Raw genomic sequence first — 18,565 nt, 5'->3', positions numbered from 1 at the left:
GTGCTCGGTAGAGCCGCATGGAAAACACACCATGCACATCGGGCGCAACTGCCCATCTCGACTCCGATAATCACACCCCTTCGAACAGAGCCGAATTCCGGTTCGGAAGCGCACTCCTCGAACGACTTGGGCGCAACATCAACTCTCTTGCCCGCAAGTACTCGACAAAACGAACGTCGCTTGACTTTGAAGATGCACGACAGGAACTCATCTTAGGCGTACTCATCGCCGCAGAGCGAGTTGACTCTACTCGCTCCGAATCTGAAATCGACCGCTATCTTCTCTATTCGGCGGAGTGTCACTTGCGTTCGGCAATTGACTGCGTCGGCGGAGTGCGCTGCCCTTCGCAGAAGAGAAAGGCACGAAACCAGGCGTTAACCAAGAACTGGTCTGGAGAGGCACTCTCCTCGGTCGAACGAGATGCTCTTGGGGCGCTCGTGTTTCAGTTCCTGGAGCTGGATAGCCCGAGTTTCGTAGACTACGAAGAGCGGTTCGGGTGCTCAGCAATGGATGACTTGGACTCAGACCTCTACGTGAAACTGCTCATGGAGAAGCTTCCCATCCACGTCGCCTATGCACTATCTCTCATTTACTTGGAAGAGTACACGTACTCTGAAGCGGCGGAGATTCTTCAGGTTTCGGATAGCCAGCTCCGTTCCCACTTGCAAGTTGCTAAGCGCATGCTGCAACGGGAGGTGGCGACCGCCTTCCAGTGAACTCAGCCTTGAGAAATGCTTGTGGGTCAAAGCAACGGGTTCAATTTCTCAATATTGGAAAGCCCCGATTTCCAACCAGCTCAATGGGTTAGTCCTTAAACAAGAACTTCACGAGTGCAAGGATTCCAAGAATCACCAAGGCTATCAGCGCTAACGGCATCAGGGGTGTAACCAGCAAGAATATTAATAAACCGATGATGCATATGCCCCACCAGATGCATCCAACCCCGAGTTTTACCGCACCCCAGGCAAGACCAGGAATCGCCTTGATTTCCTTTATTCGCTTTGCTTCAGTCTCCGCATCGACGCACTGGCGACACTTCGTCCAGACTTCACCCACCGTCGGGAGTACTCTCCGGTCGTATGCTGCCGGAGCGCCGGGGTTATTAAATGTTGAATCTGGCGGAATTCGACCAGGACCAAGCTGATTCAAGCATTCTGAACAATAAATGATTCGCTCGGATATCAAAGGTAGGGGCTTGAATGGCCGCATCGGAATTCCGTTTTCGAAGGGCCGAGCCCTATTCATTACGCCATTGGGCGATTGTGCAAGGGCGAATAGGAAGCGCTGCTGGCACTGTGAGCATCTAGCTGCACTGGTAGCTGCCTTGGAATAGCCTGGTGATACGACCGTAGTGTTCGTCCCACAAGCAGGGCAGTCGAGGCTGACTGAGCCGTCTGAGTGAATCGTTGTGCTTTCGAGGGACACTTGGTATTCTGGGCAAGGGTCTTGTTGCGGCACATACAACCACTGAACTTGGGGAACAATAACTCCCACCTTTTCCTGCGTTCTGAACCGAAAATTGAATCCACAGATACACTGGGAAATCCCGTAGGTGGACTGTGGAAGTCCAATAGCTCGTTGACACTTAGGGCAAGCCAAAATGAAGGTGGTGAGAGGCGGCGAAGGCTGACTTTGTTGACTGGATTGAGTCTGCGCTGAGTTTTGCCCACCGCCAGTCGTATACTTGCTCCACTTGGGGTCCACCGTCACAGAAAAGTTGATTCCGCATCCTCCCGCCCCGATTGGGCAAACAAAGTTTCCCGGCTTTCCGGTCCAGTGGACCCGAAGGGTCTTGCCACATTGGGGGCATTGAGTCAGCCCATTGGGGCCTACAGTGGCAGACCACTGTTTTGGAGATGAAGAGGACTTTGGCGGAACCTGCCCTTCCTCAACTTCCGCTCCGCAGTTTATACAGAACTTGGTTGAGTTAAGCTTCGAGCCGCATTTCGTACAGAACTTCACCTACCTGCACTTCCGATTGTGGGTTCGACATAAGAACCATCAGCGGTCACCTGACATCCAGCAACGCTCACCCGAAGTTTGAACGCCTCTCCCACTTCGTTTACGTTCTGAATTTCCTGCGGCGTGAGGTTTTTGAACTTCTCCTGGTTCTGCCGTGCGTAGAGAATCATCGAACTCAGCTCAGCGCAATTCATCGAAGCAATGCGGTCAAGGACTCGCCGCCTTTGGGTGAGGTACGTGTTTATTCCGTCAACTTTGAAAATGCTCTGGATACATGCTTCAGGAGTCAAGTCCGGCGGACGATTAAGCGCTTGGTCGAACCCTCGTTTGACGAATGGCGAGAGGGCCATTACTAATCCCACGATAATCCAAAGTGGAATGCGCCCTGTCCATGTGCGCTTAGACGGCAGTGTTTGAGCCTTTGAAGAGCTGATAAACTCATGCCCTGCAGGGGCCGGAGCAACTGGAGTAGTGGGGGGAGGGATATTGCTCGAAGGTCTCGCCGTTTCCGCTTTTGGCGTAGCAATCACACACTCTGCTCCACAACTTCCACAGAACTTCTCATCCCCATTTAGGGGAGCCTGACATGATTTACAGTTCTGCATTCTTAACCTTCTTGGGGGCCATATCACAGCCTGCGAAGCTGAAGTTGCTTTTCAAAATTCCCCCACAATCGACTGTAACTCAGTTGAGCCTGGTGCTTTCCGGCACTCAGGCTTAGAGTGTAGAGTCGGTGTCGCCTGACGCCTGTTCCCAGAATTAAAATCTCAGTTTGAATGGCGTGCTGGCCTGGTCTCAGACTCAGCTCATAGATGAATGACTTATCAAAGTCACTGGTCTTAACTCTAGTTCCATCAACGAGCACGGTGAATTGACCAGCCAAGAACCTTGTTCCGCCCCAATGAATCTGTAGGGTCACTGATTCTGTCGTGGCGCTGCCACTCGATGCCTCACCAAGTCTAGCGTCGAGCGGAGGACGAGCGTCGGTGTGTGACGGAACTTTGGGTGCTGAGCTAGTTGGGGCCGCCGCTCCACATGTTCCGCAAAACCTCTCGTCACCCTTCAGGGACGCTCCGCAAGATGTGCAATATGCCATGTCGAACTCGAATCCACGAGCGAGGTTATTACCACAGATGCCCAGGAATGTAGTTATGATACCTACAGGTTTGGGTGCAACTCTGTAGCCAGGTTGGCTAAGCGCACTCGACAATCCTCAATTTCACTTGAGACCGACATCTTGCTCACGACGATTCGTGACGCAAGAGAATTGGCGGGCTTGTCGCAAAGAGAGGTCGGTCGAAGGCTAGGCTTTCACCCGACGGTCTATCACAAGGTGGAAAGTGGAGCCCGAGTTTTAGATGTGGTCGAGTTCGTCGCTCTTGCCAGAGCCATTGGCATCGACCCTATTGAGCTATTTGGCGACTACATCGTGAGTTTGCAGCATCGCAGGGTCGAAGATTCGAAACCAATCGACGAGTAACGAGATATCCTTTCGGTCCAGGGTTGTTTGGAACGGTCGATTCGAGCGACACATTGACCGGGCACGCTCGGGGCAAATTTCCTCAACATTCCAGCGGGTCGTTTTACAACTGATAATGAAAGAGTATCAGTTTCAATCTTCGACCGAGTTGGCACCAGCTCAATCGACCGAAATCGAGCGCCTTCAGTCCAGCGCAGTGGACTTTGCTCGTCGTTCACGAGCTGAATCAACACTTCGAGCGTATTCATGCGATTGGAAGCACTTCACCGCCTTCTGCTCGACACACGGATTGGTGGCTCTTCCTTGCCACCCAAGCACCGTAGCAGCGTATATCGCTAATCTTGCTGAAACCCATCGACCATCGACAATTCAGCGAAGACTATCATCCATCTCGACAGCGCATCGAGCTGCTGGCCACGAATCGCCAACCAAATCCGAGCTGGTTCGCTCGACGCTTCTTGGTGTGAAGCGGGCGAACGGTACAGCAAAGCGCCAGGTGATTCCGGTGAGGGTTCGGCACATCCGGGAGGGAGTTGACCTGATGCGCTCAGATACGAAGGGCATCAGAGATAGAGCAATTCTTTTGGTTGGATATGCTGGAGCCCTCCGCCGAAGCGAAGTCGTTGGGCTTGATGTCGATGACATCTCGTTCGTAGAGGAGGGGCTCGTTTTGACTTTGCGGACAAGCAAGACCGACCATACATCGGCGGGAGTGAAGATTGCGATTCAACGTGGGAGCCGCACAGACACTTGTCCTGTCAACGCTATGCGGAACTGGCTCCAGGTCTCTGAGATATCCAGCGGTGCGGTTTTCCGACCTGTCGCCAAGGGAGGTCGCATCCAGGATTCAAGGCTGACTGACCAAGTAGTCTGCCAAGTGCTGAAGCAATTTGCTCGATTAGTTGGTCTTGACGATGCTCTTGTTGGTGGGCATAGCTGCCGAGCAGGTCTTATCACGGACGCTTTTAGTGTTGGTGCCGCACAGGCTGTCATTGCGAAGCACAGTCGCCATCGCTCGAACTCTATCAACGACTATCTTAGGGAAGCAACGATGTTCGAACAGAATGTATCAGGAATGGTCGGGCTCTAAGCTCATCTTCAGAATCAGGTTCAAAAGTTGCACAGTATATTAAGGGTTACTTACATATCAATGCTAAACTATGTCCAAATTGAAGTTGACTCGGCTGCATCGCAGCCTAACGCAATAGGAGATGAGACCAGGTTGCTAATAGAGTTCAATCCACTCCTCGTTGGCTTGCGGAGCAGCCTTCAGAATTTGATACACGTCCGGGACGCTCGTTGCTGTGGAAACTCTTCGCTTTCGGACAAGTCCAGACTCAACGAGTCGATGTAGCGATGCCTTTACTGTATTGGTGCAGCACTTGATTTCAGGATAAGTTGATGACACCCTGCGTTCAATTTCACGGAGCCCTAGTTTTGTGAATCGTCTTTGATGAATCTCAGCATCTGCAAGCAACACTGTAAGCACCGCAATTGCAGGTTCTAGTTTCCATCGGGGTTTGGGCTTGTCTTTTAGAGTTGACTTCACCTCTCTCTTGGCTGAATTCCAGTGAGAGCGGATTTCTTCTGCATCCACTGGAGTGTTCTCAGCTTGATAGTGATACGAAGACATGCAAGAGCGAATCGTGTTCAGCCGGTCGAATAGGTCATCTTCCGACTTGGCTGGAATACTTCTCGCTTTGTCTTCGAGTGCTTTTCTTGCCCCATCCTCACCAAATAGAACATGGGCAGCTCGAATTGCCTTTTTGCCACCCATGTTTATCCAATCCCAAAATCCACCCGGCTTAAACCCTTCGTTATAGATTTGCTGCGCCCATTGGCTGCTACAAGAGTCGCTTGAAGTCTGATGTCTTTTTTCTAGCTTCGGAGAATTTGAAACCCGGTCGGATGCAGTGATAACTTTGAGCCCAAAGAACTCACAGGACTCTCGGAAGCGACGAACGATTGCATTGGTTTCTAGGTCAGTCACCGCATGACGCATTTCGGCGGGCAAAACTCTACGGTCTCGGGAAATTCCTTGAGTGGATGTCCAGTCTAGAAGTTCCTGCGCAGCCTCTTTGAATGCAAGTGCATCCCAATGGAGAGATTCCTTCATGGATGGGTATGAGAACGCCTTCACCATCAGTTCAGCTTGGGTGTCGATGTCGTAGAGAGTTCCGCTATCAATGTCGATGAAAAGCGCAAGGTCTTGCGTCTTTCGGTGGAGCCCTCCAGGCATTCGCATCTGCCCAGTCAAATTGGTCTTATCCACCATCGGAGACTTGATTCCACTTCGTTCATGTACGTGTAGGTACATCTCCATCAAGAGAGAAGCCAAGCTCAGCGGCATAGCTACCGGCAGTGGGATGATGCCTTGATGGCCTCGGCGCCCGGTCTTGAATGCGCTATAGGGAAATCCGAGCTTGGTGCAGATTAGTTGCTCACGCCGGATTTCGCTCAAAATGGCGACTTCGTCATCGTTCTCCCATGCCCGGTCATCGTCCACGTCAATACGGAGAACTCGAACATACTTCGGGACGGAAAGCCAGTTCGATGGCTTGTGGTACGGAGCGTCACTTGTGGTGACTGCGCACTGCTTTCCCGTTAGTGTTCGGAGCACTTCTCGCCAACCGAACGGTCGTGCGCCTTTCTTTCCGCTTCCAGTCGAAATCGTGAAGAACGAGCCATCATGACTTTCCATCCCCCATACATCTCTTCGCCAACTCTGATTTCCGATGATGTAAGCCAGAGCAAGAGTCTTGGGGCACACTTCCCTCAGAAGCGACTGTCTCAATTTCCCAAAGCGAAGGACAGGGCAGCCTGGGTCAAGGTATTCGCAAAAGGGACGCTTGTTCCAGCCGAACAAACAGGTGTCGAGTTTCTCCATGTACTGACTATCGTGCGGATTTCATGAGATTCGCACGATAGTCAGTTTGAAGGAAAGTCAGAACAATTCTGGCTGCTGTGAGAAACCACATGAAAATCAAATCAGAATCAGTACAACTTCCACCGGAACAAAGTCCTGTCAGGGACGAGCTCGTCGAGCATGGCTCACTAGAGCAAAGACTGAATCAGCTTCTCCATGAGTACGTCGAAGCGTGCTGTTGCCCAAGAAGCGCAGCTACGAACATCAAAGAGTGCATAAGGGACTGGGCTGAAAGCACTGATGTGCCCTTCGCATGCGAAGACTGTCACGATGAATCGGACTGCGACGACTGCATCTGCCCGATTTGCTACCCCGAGGACACCGAGGCCGTCAGTGAACTGAACGAGTGTGATTAGGGTACTCACCAACGAGGAAGCAGGAGCCTCGGACGCCGACTCAGAAAGAAATAGTTGTCAACCGGTCAAGCAGCTTGACATTCTCATAATCGCTCGGGGGTGCGACCGGCGCTCCCAGCAATCAGACCACCTTTTTCACCCAAGCCCTAACTTATGGCGTTGCATTGTAGGTGACGGCGAAGTTCGAGTCAGAAAGCCACTTCTTGAAGGCAGGGTTGTCCGAGAACTGCTTGAACAACTCCGTATGGTCTGAAAGAAGCTCAACCAGAACTCGCTGTAGTGCTTTGTCGTGCTCAATTCGAGCGTTCTGCTTATCCGAGTTGAGCATAGCGTTTTGATAAGCTTTGTCGGCAGCAACCTTTTCCGGAATCTCTTGGGTGATGACATCACGAATCTTGTCCCCATCCTTCCATTCAATATTGCCAAATTGCTCGTTGAACGATTTCAGGATGTTACTGAGACGGTCTAGCTCTGGTTCTGGAATATGACCGCCACCAGATGTCGGCACCGGCTCAATTTCAGAATCCTGGTCAGTCAACGAGATAGACAGAGCCGACCGAACTTCGACACGGTAGCTGTCCATGTCGATGGATTCTAAGACGCCTTTCGACAAGTCTTCTTCCTTAGGAGCAGGGAGTTTGGGAATGAGGAAATTCAAGAAGATGGACAGTCGTTCCCAGGAAGCGATGCTGTAAGTGAGCACCGACGCAAGGAATCCATAGGTTCTCACGAAAGCCTTGGCATTGCCCTTGAATTCCACTTGACCGTCTTCATCAAGCGACTCAAGGTACGTCGCAACAGATGCGTCTAGAATCGGGTCGAGAGTGTCTCGGTCTGCGCCCTGAAGATACAACTCGACGAGCCTTTTCACTGAAGCATCATCGTAAACCTGGGCGGCATCGAGGTCTGCCTTCAGGTCATGAAGCTTGTTCGGGTCAGTTTCCCGTGCCAGAATCGTCGTCCGATAATATTGGTCAAAGGACAACTGAATTGTGTCGATGTCGTTGACAAAGTCTAAAACGAACGTGTCGTGCTTCTTGGGATGCGCCCGGTTCAGTCGAGAAAGAGTCTGAACCGCCTTGATTCCCGAGAGCGGTTTGTCCACATACATCGTGTGAAGCAGCGGCTCGTCGTATCCCGTCTGGAACTTGTCTGCACAAATCAGGAAGCGGTAAGGGTCTTCTTGAATCTCCTCGGCAATCTTGTTGCTCGAAAATCCATTAAGCGAAGCCTCGGTAACCTTCTGACCACCGTATTCGTGCTCACCGGAGAAGGCGACAATTGCTTTGTATGGGCTCTTGCGCTCCTTCAGATAGTCTTTGAAGGCATGATAGTAGTCGATGGCACGCTTGATGTTGCCCGTAATGACCATCGCTCTGGCTTGACCACCAATCTTCTGCTTGGCAATGACCTGGTCATGGAAGTGGTCAACCATGATTTCCGCCTTCTCCCGGATGGCGTGCTCATGGGACTCAACGTATCGACGAAGCTTCTTTTGAGCTTTCTTGGCATCAAACTCCGGGTCTTCTTCGACCGTCTTGACCAAGTTGTAGTAGCTGTTCACCGGGGTGTAGCTCTTCAGAACATCCAGGATAAAACCTTCCTGAATCGCCTGCTTCATCGTATAGCTGTGGAACGGTCGATGCTTGACGCCGTCGCCTTCAGGATACGGCTCTCCGAAGACTTCAAGAGTCTTGTTCTTCGGAGTAGCCGTGAATGCAAAGTAAGAAGCATTCGGCAGCATCTTTCGGGCTGCCATGATGCGGTTGATATGGTCTTCCGTATCCTCTTCATCTTCCTCAGCCGAAGTTCCCGAGAGGGCGATGTTCATCTTGGCGGCGGTCTGACCGCCTTGGCTTGAATGTGCCTCGTCAATGAGGATAGCAAATGAACTGTCTTTGTTGGCTGAGCCGATGTCATCAAGAATGAACGGAAATTTCTGAACCGTTGTGATGATGATTTTCTTCCCGTTTTTAAGGAAATCCTTAAGCTGTCCAGACCGCTCCGCATGTCCGACAACCGAGCCCACCTGAGCAAACTGTTTAATGGTGTCCCGGATTTGCTTGTCGAGAATAACCCGGTCAGTAACCACGACCACCGAATCGAAAATTGGCGTCGAGTCCTTCTCCAAGCCCACGAGTTGGTGAGCCAACCACGCAATGGAGTTCGACTTTCCACTCCCAGCCGAGTGCTGAATTAGATACCGCTTGCCAGCTCCATTTGCTTTAGCGTCAGCAATGAGCTTGCGGACAACGTCCCGCTGGTGATAGCGAGGAAAAATGAGCGAGCGCTTCACCTTGTTGGTCTTCGGGTCTTTCTCCTCGACTCGCTCGGCGTAGTTCTCCAGGATGTCCGTCAACCCTTCCTTGGTCAAAATCTCTTTCCAGAGATAGTCGGTCTTCAGACCATCTGGATTGGGGGGATTTCCCGCCCCGTCGTTCCAACCTTTGTTGAACGGCAAGAACCAAGAAGCCTTATCTCGGAGGTGGGTGCAGAAACGCACTTCCGAATCATCAACCGCAAAGTGAATCAGACAGCGGGCAAATTGAAACAGAAGCTCTCTGGAGTCCCTGTCTCGCTTGTATTGCTGAACGGCGTCTTCCACAGTCTGCTTGGTCAGACTGTTCTTCAGTTCAAAGGTGGCTATCGGTAGACCGTTGAGGAAGAGGCAAAGGTCGAGCGAAAGCTGAGTCTCATCCTTGGAATACTTGAGTTGCCGGGTAATGCTGAAAATGTTGGCGTCCCAGTTCTCCTTGGCTTTCTTGTTTCCCGGTGAAGGTGTTCCGAAGAACAGCTCAACATGGGCAGCTTGGTGCGAGACTCCCTTGCGCAACACGTCAACGATGCCTCGCTTGGCAATCTCGCCTTGAAGACGGGTTAAGAACTGATGGCGTTTGATTCCCTCAGTTCCGAGTTCAAGCTGGCCAAAGACCTTTGGCTGGGTCGCTGAGAGAAAGGCGCAGAGCTTAACCAGGTCGATTGCATAATCCCGGTTGAAGTCCTCAGACCGCCCCAAGGCGTAGCCAACGCCCATGTAGCCAGTAGGATTCTCGGCAACGCCCGGTGAAGACGGTTTCAGAATCTGCTCGTTAGTTAGCCCGGTCAGGTGCCGGACGATGAGCAGTTCTAAGCCCTTTTCGCTTGCATCTGTGCTCACGCTCCTTTCTCCTCCGCCATGCGGTCGTAGACACCTGCTTCAGACAGCTCCTGAGTCACCTTGCTAAGAGCGGCAGTGCGAACCTCTGTCCGACTCTCTTGGAACGCAACCAGGTCTCTGTAGAGCACCCTGCGATGGGTGCCGACTCGGTGGAAGGGAATCTCTCCAGCATCGAGCAACCGCATGAAGTATGGGCGAGACATCCCAAGGAAATTGGCGGCGGCTTGGGTCGTGAACGGCTCATCTTCAGGAATCAGGCACACCGACTGCCGCTTCTCCAAGGCTTTGACTACGAAGGCGAACACCCTCCGAAGCTCCGATGGTAGCACTATCCTTTCTCCGCTCTGACCCACCAGAGTAGAGTGCTCTCCTTCTTTGAAGAGCCTGGAGAGCCTGTCCAAAGTCTCTAATGAGAGGGCGGAAGGCTCGATTCGGATGTCCTGACTTGCACGCACAGAATAATTATGCCCCAAGTGTAATATCCGAAACCCGATGGAGCGCCATCAAATGACCATCAAATAAGATTCGGACTGATTTTGAACCTAAATCAGTCTCCAAAAGGGCGTTCCATCAAATACCCATCAAATAAACTCTGGCATCACAAGCGAGTCGCTTGGAGCCATGCAATGCTCTCGAAACGAGTGGGCATTGGCAGCTCTCAGGTTACGCAGACGGGCGTCTGCCATCCAGGATGGCGCAGCAGAAGCCATCAAATGACCATCAAATAGAAATGGGGTCGCTTTTGAACCTAAATCAGTCCCCAGAGGGGCGTTCCATCAAATACCCATCAAATAAACTCAGACCCAAAACGGGACATACCGCTTGAGGCGATTCGATGAGTTCTCAGCATGAGGCTTGATGAACCCACTCTCGACTGCTTCTTTGATGAGTCTGGATACGGTGGCGCTGTTCTTTTCGTCAATGCCAAATCGCTCTCTCAGACTCGCATTGGTCACGTACTCATGTCTCACTCGCTTCAAGCAAGCATGCCAATAGCAAGCCCGAATGCGGGCATCAGCATCCATATCTTTGAGCGGTCGAGTCCCAAAGAGGGTCGCTTTCGTGCTTCCGTCGGGAACAGAGAATTCGGGAGCAGGAAGTTGAGATGCCTCGACTAAGCTCACAACTCGGTCGATGCCACTGCCTCTCTCTTCGCAGTAACCGATTCGTCTCATGTGGGAAGCGAGCGCTTCGTTCCGAGACCGAGGGGGAAGGTCGAGCAAACGCTTGGTGTCAACCATCGGTTCACCCGGATTCGAAATCTCAACTCTTGTGTCGAAGATTTCGACCATGATGCCTGCTCCTGCGACGGTAAAATCTTGGTGAATCAAGGCATTCGCTAGAATTTCACGGATTGCCACTTTGGGCACCATCGGCAGCGAAATCCTTCTGGCGCTTTCGATAATCTCCCTTGAAGGCATCTGCTCCATCACGAGTTCAACGGCACTTTCGTATCCGACTGCATAGCCCTTGGAGATGGACCATTCTTTGACGGAATCAATACGGTCATTGCCCTTGTACCGAACGATTCGAACAACCTTGCGCCCAAGATTTCGGAATGAATCCAGATTGCGAGCATAAAGCACAGCCCCAAGATTTGTGACCGACCACCGACCGGAGGTCTCCGGCTTGATAAGTTCATCGACTACCAGCGCCTCCAGGCTCTTCATGAGTTCGCCAGGGAGCGGTCGGTCGTTCAATCGGTAATAGGACTCAATATCAAGCAGTTCAACCACTTGCTCGGCGGTCAGGTCAAATGCCGCCGCCAAGTCCTCAAAGGGCGTCCCTGAGAACTGCTTCCAAAGAAGTGCCTCCTTCTCTGGGTGTTCTTTGAGCTTCTTCTTATAGGAACCGACTCGGATGAACTCATCATTTCTAAACCGAGTAGGGTGCCGGAATGCCCGGTCAACTTCGAGAAGCACCAGCGCCTTTCCATCAACTTCAAACTTGATGAACCGCAGATTCAGCCGGGGAGCAACCTGGTAGGAAAGCCAATTCTCAAGCTCTTCGTTGCCAATCTTCTTACTCGCTGGGTCGAACGTTGTGCCAACAATGTCCAAAGTGCCATCTTGAACACCCCAAATCAGGTAGCCCTGGGGCATCCCCGCTATTGCCGCTGAGTTCGAAAGCGCAGAGATGTATTCGCCGATGTCCTCTGGTTCATCCCAGTTCTCTTTGAACTCGACCCACTCGCATTCTCGCCCAAGTTTGAGCAGCCCTTCAAGCAAGCGACCGAGAGCTCCGTCGTCAATTTGAATGTTGGTAAGCACTGCTATTCAACCTCCTGGGCTTCAAGTTCTTCATCTGGGTCATCGGATTCCACTGCATCAATCGCTTCAATGAGCGATTCTTCGACCTCGGGCAAGTCAAGGTGACGGACATCGAGTTGACCTGTCACCACGTCGGCGACTAGTCGAGTTCGGTACTCACGAATGAGGTCAATTTCAGCTTGCGCCTTCGAAATGGCAAGCGTCAAATCCCGAGTCGCCTCCATCAAATGGGACACCAATTCCCCTTGCTCGCCAAGTGGCGGCACAGGTATCAGGCACGACTTGATTGAACCTTGGGACAAACCATAGCGAGTGATTCCGTTTGCAGCGACATGAAGTTGGGTAGCTATCAATCGGTCTTGCAAGCACCTGAGCAGAAACTCGCCGCTGAGTTCATCTGCCTTCGGTCGCAGGATGGCGAGGTGATACCCACAGACCAAATCATCAGCCTCGTAGCGAACGACGGCTGGAACCCCAATGTCAGACCAGAGTTCTGAGTCTTTCGTGATAATGACATCGCCAATCTTGATTCGAAACCGCTCAATCTCATCTTTTGAAGCGGTTGCCACCATAAACTTCAGTTGGTCGTTGATTGCCTCGTTCTTATAGACATCGACGTAGTTGCACAGTCGAACCGTCTCCTCGTTCTAGTGGGAGTGCTTGTCAACGTTGCTGACTAGCATTTCAGCAACGTGGCGCACTCTCTTCACCTTCCAATGCTCTGGCACTTCCCCGAGCCAGTCGATGCCGGAGGGTTTTAGGGGGACGGTGGGGTCGAGACCTCGGGTGACGGCACGGTGAATGATGGCTTGCTTCTGCTCGTTCAGCAGCTCGATTAGCCGCCGCTTGGCCTTGATGAGCCGATTCACCCGATGGTCAAGAAGGCGAATGAAGCGCACAATCTGCGCCTGCTCATCGGCAGGCGGGACGGGAATAGGAAGGCGGCGAAAGTCGGTCCAAGAGAGATTCTGTCTCAGACCTGAACCGAGTCCGTAGAAGACTTTCTTGAGGTCATAACCCAAGAGCAAGTAGTGAGCGTAGTCAGGGGTTAGACTGCCCTTTGTTTCAAGGCAAATGTAAGCAGACGTGATGATGCCTTTGTCTTTAACCTGGCCGACTCGAAGACTAACATGGTCATTTTGCAGGTCTGTCGGTCTGATGATGATATTGCCGGGCTCAACGATTTGGTAAGTTTCGAAGGACTCTGGGACGAGCCCACGTAGTTTTTCTTCAGGCTTCACGACGACTCTTCCGTAACTCAGCGAGAGCACCGTCTTTTCTCGAAGCCCTACGTTCTTGACTTGTCGCTCCTGAAGCACTGCCAGACCAGGCAATACTTCCCATCTGCGAGGGAATGCTCCAAGCCAATCAAGCGAAGTACCCTGAAAGTCTGTATTGCTTTTGACTTCTATACTCAAATCTTTACCTCACCTGTCTCAACGTTGACCTGGCTGACCGTCGCAATCTCTCTCCATCCTTCATCAAATGTGAACGTGCGTGCATTTCCGGCGGGGTCTTGTATTTTCAAAATTCTTGGTTCCTCTGACGTGGCGTTTTCAACGATGTAAAGCCAGTAGCTGGATTTTCCTGTCATCGCTTTCTCAAACTGCGCCTTCGACATTCCAACGGGGTGGCTGGCAAGGGTTCCGACCATTGCCTTGACCTCAATCCAGCGATTGGGGAGCCCACTCTCGCCAGTACCATAAAGGTCAAACCCTTTGTTCCCAGCGGGAGTCCGCTGTAGGTCTGGTTCAATTCTCAGGATGTGGTCGATGGCGACCGCTTCGACCCGCATCCGCTCTGCATGCGTCTCCAAGTCGGAGAACTCATCGTCCTCAACCTCGACCGGATGGGTCTTTAGATACGAGAAGAATTCCCGCCGTCCGGCATTGGCATTCTTGTTCGAGGAGGAGTTGGACGAACTGCCTCCACTTGCGGAACCGGAGCCACCCGAACTGCTGCGCCCACTGCCGCTTTCAGAACCTACTCCCGCTCCTTCTCCTTCTTTGCCATTGCTTCCCGCACCATCACCGACTTCACCATCATCATCGCTGCCTTGGGTGTTTTCTTCGTGATGCTGTTCATCGTCATGTTCGCCATCTTCATGTTCATCATCATCATCATGAGATGACTCATCCTCATTGGTGAGACCAAGCCTTTGCTTCAAGTCGGATTCACTTGTGATGCCGCTTTTCTTGAGAATGTTGAGGATGCCCAGGTCGAATCCAGCTGCCTTGGCAAACTGTTCAAGCTCCGATGGTCGGAAGTTCAGGGCAGTTTGAAGGACAGGATTCGGAGTCCAAGTCGGGTCTAGATGCTCGAACACCACTTCATCAGGAGTTGAAAGTGTGCCGTCCTTTGAAGGAATCCACGGAGTGCTCTTCAGCGTGCGGATAAATGCAGCGTCAAATTCGATACTCCGTTGGCTGTAATAAGTCCAGGTGTAGGTTGCCTTCACCACGCCCTGGCGCTTGTCCTGAACCACGTCAGCTAGGGCATCCCAGAGCAATTGGCTGCGCTCTGCGGCTTCATCATGTGGAAGCTCGGCAATGCGCTTGAGGATTCCATCCAGCCCGTGCAGAGTGCGGTCATCCTGGCTTTCCCCTCCTGAACATCCGGTGTCACCATACTTCTGTCTAAGCTTGTAGCATTCATCGGACGAGAGCTTCTGAGCCGGGGGGACGGTGTCCAAATATCGCTCTGAACCACACGCACGAAGAATGTTTCGGATTGCTTCGCCCTGTAAACCCGGAATCGAGTCATCCACGAAGTCAATGTCAGGCACACCTTCGAAGAGCTGGCGAAGACGGTCTGTGGGCAGATAGCACTGAAACGGTGTCAGCCAGTTCTTGCTGCCATCGTTGTCAATGGATGCGACCCAGTGCTTTGATTTGAGTGCCGAAGTGAACCGCTCTCGGGTGTTCTGATTGCTATAGGCTGCGATTATTGCTTCGAGATGCTCTCGATAGAGACCGAGATTATCGTGTTCAGCTCCCTCTTCGTAAAGGGGCAGGATGTTCTTGATGACATCATCGACGGGGTCAGGTTCGCTGAGCTTAAGGGTGCCGCTGAGAAAGCTCAGTGCATCTTCGGAGGAACAGACAGCGGGACTCACTGTTTGGAATCCTGAACTGGACTTTGAAGGAAGGTAGGCGTTGGGCTGTTCACCGGTGAAGGCAACGACATGTTTGCCGTCAGCCAAGCGAACCCAGGGCTTGTTCAGATTCCCAGGTGTTTTCCAAAGATGGGATTGCCCGGATAGGAACTCGTAGAGCTTGCAAATCCACTCATCGGATTGGTCCTCCAGGAACTCCTTTGAGACTCTTGATACGAACATCTGAGGCTGGATTTCCCGGATTTTGTGTTCCTGCATCAAGTAGCTTCGGAGCACTGGAGTTCGGTCCATAGTAATGCTGTCGCTAAGCCAGTCCAAATCCTCCTTCGATTCAAAAAGGGATGTCAACTGTCCTGAGTCTAGGAGTTCGCATAGTTCTTGTCCACGAGCCAGGGCGGCTTGTGAGCTCGGCATCCAACCTCCACCATTCTTTGGGAGCAGTGCTTGAGCTTGGAGAGCGCTGGCTAGCGCATCATAGAGCGGTCGGAACATCGAGCCTTCTTGGAAGTCGTCCTCATCAATCGGCATGCCGCAAAGGACATCAACCGAGAGTAAGTTCAGGTCCCTAAGGACACCGAGCGATTCGACTAGCAGGGATGCAGTTTCTTGTACAAGACGCTGGTTCCAGGGGTCCTTTGGCGGCACGTTGTCCCGAGCCGGAGTGGTTCGAAACGGAGCTTGCAAGACCACCCCCAGATTAGTTTGGACGCTGGTCGGGAAGAAAGCAGCCAACCTTGAGTCTGAAACAGTCCTCAATTTCAAATCGCTAGTTGAAGCGGTCAAATCCACCGAGTAGGCAATCTCGACGGCTCCAACCTCGGTGCCATCTGACTCGACCGGTCGAGAGAACACGTACCATTGCTCTTCAGAAAGTTCTTCGCCTAAGCTCGTCGTGCCGATGAGAGTAACCCGTCTCAATCCGTCTTGCAACTCGACGGACTCTCGACAGTAGGTGCCGCTTGCGCCACCTTCGATGCGCCAATCCACCTCTTCGACATGGCGGAGGAAGAGCAAGGTTTTGGCATCCAGCTTCTGGAGCCCTTCGCCAATTTCCGTGAAGACTGAACTGTCATCTGTACGGAAGGGCAACCAGAATCTTGTCTCACCTTCGTGTTCTTCGCATGGCGGCAACTCGAAGGGGTGGACAAAGTCCTTGATTCCGAAGTTCCGCCCTGCAGAACGGATTTCGGGCCGGTCAGTGACAGCATAAACCGACTTGAAACCTATGCCGAATCGCCCTATGGCGGTCAACTCATCTTTTTTGGTGCTCTTGTTGATGCCGCATATTCCACGGACATCAGCTTCGTCGAATGGCTTGCCTTTGTGAGAGACCCTTAGCCCGCCTCTGCAAAGCTCGAATCGAACCGAACGTGAACCCGCTTCGGCTCTCCTCTGAAGTGCGTCTTCGGCGTTCTGGAGCAGCTCAAAAACGAAATGTGTTCGCTCGTGATAGAGGTTGGCGAGCAACTCGGGAGCCCATTCGCCGACATCTGTACCATATCGCTTGAGGTTCTCATCGCTGAGGGCCGGATAGTTAATCCGCATTGCTTCGCTCCCCCCTAACTTCAAGGGTTAATCTCCTTAGGAACGATGTCCAGCTTGTAGCCGCACTCACTGAGCCATCCGTAGAGGTCAACGCATTTAACGCCCAACTTGTCGCAGGCGTCGGGAACCTTCAGCCTTTGCTTCTCCGGCTTCTTGCGCTTCTCCATCGTGACCACCATCGCAACCGGTAAGAACAAGTTTTGACCCATACTTTTCTGGTGCGCAAGAGCCGTTGCAACCAAAAAGTGGTCAGCATCTACTGACTCTGTCTTTGTTGCGTCAACGAAGTTGGGGATAGCGGCGACCTCCCGAATGACATTCATCGTCTCCGCTGTGACTGGTTCAAAGCACTTTTCCTTGTGATTGTCAATCCAATCCTTCGCCGCACCCCCTTTCATTTCACGAAAGACATGCTCGCAGACTTTTAAGCGACCTTGATTCAGCAAACTTTCAGCAAGTTCGTGAATCTTCGGGATAACAGTCGCCGGAAAGTTTTCGTTCAACGTGATTATGACGTTGGCATCCCAGAAGAAGATGGTTTCCATCACTCCACCACCTTGCGCCGACCGAGTTCTAGTTCCAGGGCTTCAAACTGGTAATCTTTGAGCCCTAGCAAGTCTTGCGCATCGGTCGAATCGAGTGAGCCCGAAGACATCGCCTGGAGAACACGCCTTGTCAATGTTTCGCCCCTTGCGGTTAGAGACTCGGCGACAGGCGATGCACCTCTACGTTCTTTGCCTAGTTGCTTATCCTTCTCAGGCTTGGCACGTTGCTTTGCGCTTTTCTGCTCGGCATCCTCCTCGTCGAGTTTTCGCCAAGCCGTGAACACCGCAGAGGTCCTATTCTTGGGCACTTTCCCGGATTCAATGAGTCGATGAAGCAACACATACTTGCTTACCCGAAACTTTTTGGCGTATTTATCGACAAGTGACGCATCGGTGGCTCCGTCCTTGGAGATGTCATTAACGGCATCCTGTACTTCTACGGCTCCAGGTGGGAGTAGTAACGCCGAAGCGAATCGGTTGCAGAACGTTTCGGTTCTTTTGATACTATCCCGACCGCTTTGGATTCTATCTGCCCCTAAGTCTGAAACGACCGATTGGCGAAGACATAGGTGTGCCAACTCATGGAAGAGTGTAAAGACTTGCTGAGCTTTGTAGCCTTCAAGATTGAATCCAACTAATGGAAACTGGGCGTGCCAAATGGCGAAGCCTAATGCCTGGTCTCGTTCCACCCTAAAGCCAAATGTCAAGGCACCTTTGAGGAAGAGGGCATGACGCCACTCTCTGAGACCACGATTTTCGAGCTTGAACTTTTTCTGGTGGGCTAGCGTAACGCCAAGGGCAGTTCGCATTTCCGCTGCTCTTAGGACTGGGTCATCAGTCAGCTGGTATGCGGGCAGATTCGACTTCCAATCTGGAAAGACATCCTCCCAATCCTCTACAAGCCTGTTTTGAAGATAGCGGGCTCGACGGATTTCAAGAACCAACTCAGCAGAAAACTGTCCATTGACTATGTTGCCAACGGTTCGGTAGTCAGTGAGCGCCTTAGGTTCATCTGGCGGTTCCGGCATGAAAAAGACAATGCATGGTCGTTTGACTTTATTTGCAATTCGTTCTATTTGCCGCAACGTGGGGAATGAGACGCCAGATTCCCATTCCCTGTATTTGTCAACTGAAACGTCTGCAACGTGAGCTAACTCGTCCTCACTCCGCAAAGATGTTTTTCGAGCCCAAACCAAGACTTCTTTGGTT

The 18,565-nt window shown here is 52.0% G+C and carries 16 protein-coding genes; 3 read left to right on the top strand and 13 right to left on the bottom strand.

Annotated elements, in window-relative coordinates; all coding sequences use genetic code 11:
• The first annotated feature begins 17 nt into the window (after positions 1–17).
• On the top strand, positions 18–716 hold the full coding sequence (locus J0L72_10745; GenBank protein ID MBN8691246.1) for a sigma-70 family RNA polymerase sigma factor: 699 nt from the start codon (positions 18–20) through the stop codon (positions 714–716).
• A gap of 88 nt (positions 717–804) precedes the next feature.
• Here the strand turns inward: J0L72_10745 and J0L72_10740 are convergent, their stop codons facing one another.
• The 3 genes from J0L72_10740 to J0L72_10730 form a co-directional block, all read right to left on the bottom strand.
• Positions 805–1,149: a hypothetical protein gene (locus J0L72_10740; GenBank protein MBN8691245.1), complete on the bottom strand. Its 345-nt coding sequence runs from the start codon at positions 1,147–1,149 to the stop codon at positions 805–807.
• 809 nt (positions 1,150–1,958) lie between these two features.
• Complete coding sequence (locus J0L72_10735) at positions 1,959–2,312, bottom strand: hypothetical protein (GenBank protein ID MBN8691244.1); 354 nt, start codon at positions 2,310–2,312, stop codon at positions 1,959–1,961.
• Positions 2,313–2,590: 278 nt separating this feature from the next.
• Positions 2,591–3,058 (bottom strand): zinc ribbon domain-containing protein, encoded by a 468-nt coding sequence (locus J0L72_10730; GenBank protein ID MBN8691243.1) that lies wholly within the window; start codon positions 3,056–3,058, stop codon positions 2,591–2,593.
• Positions 3,059–3,178: 120 nt separating this feature from the next.
• On the opposite strand from J0L72_10730, the gene J0L72_10725 reads away from it, so the two are divergent.
• Together J0L72_10725 and J0L72_10720 are read left to right on the top strand one after the other, a co-directional pair.
• A complete protein-coding gene (locus J0L72_10725; GenBank protein MBN8691242.1) occupies positions 3,179–3,442 on the top strand; it encodes a helix-turn-helix transcriptional regulator in 264 nt (87 codons plus the stop codon).
• Between the two features lie 115 nt (positions 3,443–3,557).
• The gene (locus J0L72_10720) at positions 3,558–4,532 is read left to right on the top strand and encodes a site-specific integrase (protein MBN8691241.1); all 975 of its coding nucleotides are present in this window, start codon (positions 3,558–3,560) and stop codon (positions 4,530–4,532) included.
• Positions 4,533–4,667: 135 nt separating this feature from the next.
• Here J0L72_10720 and J0L72_10715 read toward each other — a convergent pair whose 3' ends face one another.
• The 10 genes from J0L72_10715 to J0L72_10670 all read right to left on the bottom strand — a co-directional run bounded on the left by J0L72_10715 (position 4,668) and on the right by J0L72_10670 (position 18,384).
• The gene (locus J0L72_10715; GenBank protein MBN8691240.1) at positions 4,668–6,143 is read right to left on the bottom strand and encodes a hypothetical protein; all 1,476 of its coding nucleotides are present in this window, start codon (positions 6,141–6,143) and stop codon (positions 4,668–4,670) included.
• A 353-nt stretch (positions 6,144–6,496) separates the two neighbouring features.
• Positions 6,497–6,733, bottom strand: a complete 237-nt coding sequence (locus J0L72_10710; protein ID MBN8691239.1) for a hypothetical protein — start codon at positions 6,731–6,733, stop codon at positions 6,497–6,499.
• A 142-nt stretch (positions 6,734–6,875) separates the two neighbouring features.
• Positions 6,876–9,881 carry a type I restriction endonuclease subunit R gene (locus J0L72_10705; protein ID MBN8691238.1) on the bottom strand — a complete coding sequence of 1,002 codons (3,006 nt, stop codon included), beginning with the start codon at positions 9,879–9,881 and terminating at the stop codon, positions 6,876–6,878.
• Positions 9,878–10,336, bottom strand: coding sequence for a helix-turn-helix domain-containing protein (locus J0L72_10700; protein ID MBN8691237.1), 459 nt, complete (start codon positions 10,334–10,336; stop codon positions 9,878–9,880). The genes J0L72_10705 and J0L72_10700 overlap by 4 nt, the downstream gene beginning before the upstream one ends.
• Positions 10,337–10,678: 342 nt before the next feature.
• On the bottom strand, positions 10,679–12,139 hold the full coding sequence (locus J0L72_10695) for a putative DNA binding domain-containing protein (GenBank protein MBN8691236.1): 1,461 nt from the start codon (positions 12,137–12,139) through the stop codon (positions 10,679–10,681).
• Positions 12,140–12,153: 14 nt separating this feature from the next.
• Positions 12,154–12,723: a restriction endonuclease subunit S gene (locus J0L72_10690; protein MBN8691235.1), complete on the bottom strand. Its 570-nt coding sequence runs from the start codon at positions 12,721–12,723 to the stop codon at positions 12,154–12,156.
• Positions 12,724–12,798: 75 nt separating this feature from the next.
• Positions 12,799–13,485, bottom strand: a complete 687-nt coding sequence (locus J0L72_10685) for a restriction endonuclease subunit S (GenBank protein MBN8691234.1) — start codon at positions 13,483–13,485, stop codon at positions 12,799–12,801.
• A gap of 80 nt (positions 13,486–13,565) precedes the next feature.
• A complete protein-coding gene (locus J0L72_10680; GenBank protein MBN8691233.1) occupies positions 13,566–16,835 on the bottom strand; it encodes a DUF3883 domain-containing protein in 3,270 nt (1,089 codons plus the stop codon).
• Positions 16,832–17,356 carry a DUF4411 family protein gene (locus tag J0L72_10675; protein MBN8691232.1) on the bottom strand — a complete coding sequence of 175 codons (525 nt, stop codon included), beginning with the start codon at positions 17,354–17,356 and terminating at the stop codon, positions 16,832–16,834. The genes J0L72_10680 and J0L72_10675 overlap by 4 nt, the downstream gene beginning before the upstream one ends.
• Positions 17,356–18,384 (bottom strand): ImmA/IrrE family metallo-endopeptidase, encoded by a 1,029-nt coding sequence (locus J0L72_10670; protein MBN8691231.1) that lies wholly within the window; start codon positions 18,382–18,384, stop codon positions 17,356–17,358. Before J0L72_10670 ends, J0L72_10675 begins: the two co-directional genes overlap by 1 nt.
• Positions 18,385–18,565 lie beyond the last annotated feature (181 nt).

Source organism: Armatimonadota bacterium (genome assembly GCA_017303935.1).
Classification (GTDB): domain Bacteria; phylum Armatimonadota; class Fimbriimonadia; order Fimbriimonadales; family Fimbriimonadaceae; genus JAFLBD01.
The sequence above is the reverse complement of the archived record's forward strand: the minus strand, read 5'-3'. Positions and strand labels throughout refer to the sequence as shown.

Excerpts from the sequence above, each read along its gene's own strand:
- J0L72_10745 (MBN8691246.1), top strand. The coding sequence starts at position 18 with ATGGAAAACACACCATGCACATCGGGCGCAACTGCCCATCTCGACTCC.
- J0L72_10735 (MBN8691244.1), bottom strand. The coding sequence starts at position 2,312 with ATGGCCCTCTCGCCATTCGTCAAACGAGGGTTCGACCAAGCGCTTAAT.
- J0L72_10730 (MBN8691243.1), bottom strand. The coding sequence starts at position 3,058 with ATGGCATATTGCACATCTTGCGGAGCGTCCCTGAAGGGTGACGAGAGG.
- J0L72_10720 (MBN8691241.1), top strand. The coding sequence starts at position 3,558 with ATGAAAGAGTATCAGTTTCAATCTTCGACCGAGTTGGCACCAGCTCAA.
- J0L72_10715 (MBN8691240.1), bottom strand. The coding sequence starts at position 6,143 with ATGGAAAGTCATGATGGCTCGTTCTTCACGATTTCGACTGGAAGCGGA.
- J0L72_10690 (MBN8691235.1), bottom strand. The coding sequence starts at position 12,723 with ATGGTGGCAACCGCTTCAAAAGATGAGATTGAGCGGTTTCGAATCAAG.
- J0L72_10675 (MBN8691232.1), bottom strand. The coding sequence starts at position 17,356 with ATGGAAACCATCTTCTTCTGGGATGCCAACGTCATAATCACGTTGAAC.
- J0L72_10670 (MBN8691231.1), bottom strand. The coding sequence starts at position 18,384 with ATGCCGGAACCGCCAGATGAACCTAAGGCGCTCACTGACTACCGAACC.